The sequence below is a fragment of the Nocardioides sp. CPCC 206348 genome, from assembly GCF_048654705.1.
Lineage (GTDB): Bacteria > Actinomycetota > Actinomycetes > Propionibacteriales > Nocardioidaceae > Nocardioides.
In genome coordinates this window covers 7,314-10,840 of sequence record NZ_JBMCZA010000204.1, presented here as the reverse complement: position 1 = coordinate 10,840, position 3,527 = coordinate 7,314, and the positions used below count along the sequence as shown (strand labels likewise).

The following is a 3,527-nucleotide window of genomic DNA, read 5'->3' as shown; positions in this document are numbered from 1 at the left end:
AAGGCGCGCGGGTCGAGGCCGGCGCGGGCGGTCGTGTCCGGGCCGTAGTTGTGGACGTCCATCCGCCGCACGTTGGTGACGTCGCGGACGTTGAACAGGCCGATCTGGGCGCCCCAGCCACCCTTGCCGTCAGGGCCTTCGCCGACGCCGATCATCCGGTTCGGGCCGAGCGGGTGCAGGTACGACGAGAAGCCCGGGATCTTCAGCTTGCCGAGCAGCCTGGGCTTCGCGGTGTCGGTGAGGTCGACGGCGTACAGCGGGTCGACCTGCCGGAACGTCACCATGATCGCCAGGTCGTCGAACCAGCGCATGGACTGGATGTCCTCGTTGCGGCCGAGGTTGTCGAGGCGGCCGTGCTCCACGAGCTCGTCGCCGTCGCGCTCGAAGGTGACGATCGAGTTGAAGTTGCCCGTCTCCTCCGTCGGCCCGACGGCCACCCGCAGCACGCCGTCGGCCTCGTCGATCGACCAGCGGTCGCGGATCGCGCCCTCGACCTCGCCGGACGCGACGTGCGTGGCCTGCTTGCCGTCGAGCTCGAAGTCGAAGAGGTACGACGACCCGCCGCCCGTCGGCTGGATGCGCAGGTCGCACACGTCGCAGCGCGGCAGGCCGCCCCAGCCGCCGCTCGTGGCGAGGTAGAGGTGGTCCGCGGACTCGTAGGCGATGCCGGTCTGGCCGGCCAGGCCGATCGCGTCGACCTTGTCCGGGGACCCGGCGTCGAAGCCGACGACGCTGGTGGTGTCGAGGGCGAGCTCGTCCGAGGGGATGGCGACATTGGTGCAGTCGAGCAGCTGCTGGGTCTTCGCGTCGTCACCGTCGCCCGAGGTGATCGTGGGCAGCCAGTCCTCGATCTTGGAGTCCTCGACCAGCTTGCGGTTGTGCTTGAGCGCCTCGTTGTCGCTGCGCTTGCCGCGCGGCTCGACGAAGTCGAGGTCCGGCAGCCCCGAGGACAGCACCATTCGGATGGTCGAGCCGTGCTGGCGGGCCGAGGACAGGGCTGAGTCGTAGGTGACGTCGTGGGTGATCTCCGGTTCGGCCGGTTCGGCGAGCGAGATGGTCAGCACGCGCGTGCCGGTCGGCTGGGCGTACCCGTAGCCGTACTTGTCGCTCGGACGCACGTCGGCGTCGTCGTCGGCACCGATCGCGACGACGGTGTCGCCGCTCAGCAAGATCTCGGCATCCTCCAGGCCGGGGAGGCCGATCCGGCCGAGCTTCTTCGTGGAGGAGCCGGTGACGTCGTACACGAACAGGGCGTCGTCGCGGACCAGGGTGAGGACCTTGCCGTCGGTCTTGGCGGTGTCCGGCTCGTCGACCGCCATCTCCTGCACGTTGGTGCCCGTCTCGCTGCTCTCCTGGCGGGAGGTCTGCGGGGTGGTGTCCCGGTTGAGGCTCTTGTACGACTGGCTCGCGGCGCCGCTGACACTGTCCTCCACTGCGTCGCCGAGCTCACGCAGGCCGTTGCCGTAGTAGACGGGACCGCCGCCACCCCAGCCGTACGGACCGACCAGGTCGAGCGCCCGGTCGATGTAGGCCTGCAGCAGGTCGTCGCAGTCCTTCGCCGGCTCGAGGTCGGCCTGGAACGCCACATGGCTCGGCAACGCCTCGGTGCCCGGCGGGTTGCCGCCACCACCGGAGCCGTCATCGACGAGGGTGCCGGTCAGGAATGCCCCGGCCAGGCCGGTCACGGCAGCCGCCGTCAGCAACGGCCGTACGACGATCCGCCGGCGGTGCTGCTGGTCCTTCGTCGCCGCGGCGAGGATCGCTCCGGTCGGTGCCTTGCCGGTGGGGTAGTCGTCCCAGAGGTTCTCGAGGTCGGTCATTTCTTCGTCCCTCCGGACAGGTCGAGGAGGTGGTCGTTGGAGGCCAGGTGGGCGAGCGCGCGGGACAACCGGCTCTTCACGGTGCCGGGCGGCACGCCGAGGGCTTCGGCGGTCTGCTTCTCGGTCAGCTGCACGAAGTACCGCAGCACAACCACGTCGCGGTTGGGCTTGGTCAGGGTCCCGAGCGCACGGTGTACGGCGTCCGCGACGGCCACCCGCTCGGCGGCATCGCCCCCGAGGGGGCGGTCGCTGCGTTCCAGGGAGCGCGGGTCGTCGTACTGCCGGTCCTTCCACCATCGCGTGCGGCGGGTGTCGCGCAGGCAGTTGAGGAGCATCCGGTAGACGTAGGCCTCGCGGTTGTCGGCGGAGCTGACCCGGTCCCAGCCCGTGTAGCAGCGGACCAGGGTGGTCTGCGCGAGGTCCTCGGCCTCGTGCGGCCGGGCGCCGAGGAAGATGGCCGCCCGCACCAGGGTCGGCCAGCTCTGCTCGACATAGTCGGCGTAGACCGCTTCGGTCTCGGGATCCACATGTGCTCCGTCGTTCTGCCCAACCTGGGTGCTGGTGCTGAACCTATGACGGCATCACCCCGGTGCGAGGTTCCATCGGGAGTGGAAGACTCCCGACATGGCTTCCTCCACACGCCCTTACGACATCGTCCTGTTCGGAGCAACCGGCTTCACCGGCGGCCTGACCGCCGACTACCTCGCCGAGCACGCGCCCAAGGACCTGCGCTGGGCGCTCGCCGGCCGCAACGAGAAGAAGCTCGAGGCGGTCCGGTCCCGGCTGGCAGGGGTGAATCCCGCGCTGGCCGACCTCCCGTTGCTCGTTGCCGACGCGGCGGATGCCGCGGCCCTGGCCGAGGTCGTCGCCACCACCCAGGTCGTCGCCACGACCGTCGGGCCCTACATCGAGTACGGCGGCCCGCTGGTCGCTGCGTGCGCGGCCGCCGGCACCGACTACGTCGACCTGACGGGTGAGCCGGAGTTCGTCGACCGCACCTACGTCGAGCACAATGCCGCGGCCGAGGGCTCCGGCGCACGGATCGTGCACTGCTGCGGCTTCGACTCGATCCCGCACGACCTCGGTGCGTACTTCACGATCAAGGAGCTCGCCAAGGAGGTCGGCGGCGAGCTGACCGCACCGGTCGAGATGCGCGGTGTGGTGCGCTCGAAGGCCGGATTCTCCGGCGGCACCTTCCACTCGGCGCTCACGGCGTTCTCCCGCGCGCGGCAGATGAAGGAGGCCTCCGGCGCCCGTCGCAAGATGGAGCCGCGGCCCGAGGGTCGCCGTTCGCGTGCGAGTGCCGGACGGCCCCGCCGCGACAGCGAGCTCGGCTACTGGCTGCTGCCCCTGCCGACCATCGACCCGTTCGTGGTGGCGCGCAGCGGGGCAGCCCTGCCGTCGTACGGCCCTGCGTTCACGTACTCCCACTTCGCGGGCACCAAGACCCTTCGCTATGCCGCAGGCGGCGCCGTCGGCGCGAGCGGACTGGCCGTGGCCTCGCAGGTGCCGCCGCTGCGCAACGCGCTGCTCAAGCGGGTGCCGCAGGGTGAGGGTCCGTCGGCCAGCCGTCGCGAGAAGTCCTGGTTCACCGTCGACTTCGTGGCCGAGAGCGCCGGAACGTCGGTGCGGACCCGCGTCTCCGGCGGCGACCCCGGCTACACCGAGACGGCGAAGATGCTGGCCGAGGCCGCCCTGTGCCTGGCC

The 3,527-nt window shown here is 70.7% G+C and carries 3 protein-coding genes; 1 reads left to right on the top strand and 2 read right to left on the bottom strand.

Annotated features, from left to right (window positions below; all coding sequences use genetic code 11):
• Both ACOADB_RS20135 and ACOADB_RS20130 read right to left on the bottom strand, forming a co-directional pair.
• Positions 1 to 1,820: beta-propeller domain-containing protein (locus ACOADB_RS20135; RefSeq protein ID WP_378602601.1), on the bottom strand; the 1,820-nt coding region annotated here is incomplete at its 3' end.
• The gene (locus tag ACOADB_RS20130) at positions 1,817 to 2,347 is read right to left on the bottom strand and encodes a SigE family RNA polymerase sigma factor (RefSeq protein WP_378602598.1); all 531 of its coding nucleotides are present in this window, start codon (positions 2,345 to 2,347) and stop codon (positions 1,817 to 1,819) included. The genes ACOADB_RS20135 and ACOADB_RS20130, both read right to left, overlap by 4 nt.
• Before the next feature lie 97 nt (positions 2,348 to 2,444).
• On the opposite strand from ACOADB_RS20130, the gene ACOADB_RS20125 reads away from it, so the two are divergent.
• Positions 2,445 to 3,527 (top strand): saccharopine dehydrogenase family protein (locus ACOADB_RS20125; protein WP_378602595.1); only part of this gene is annotated, 1,083 nt, incomplete at its 3' end.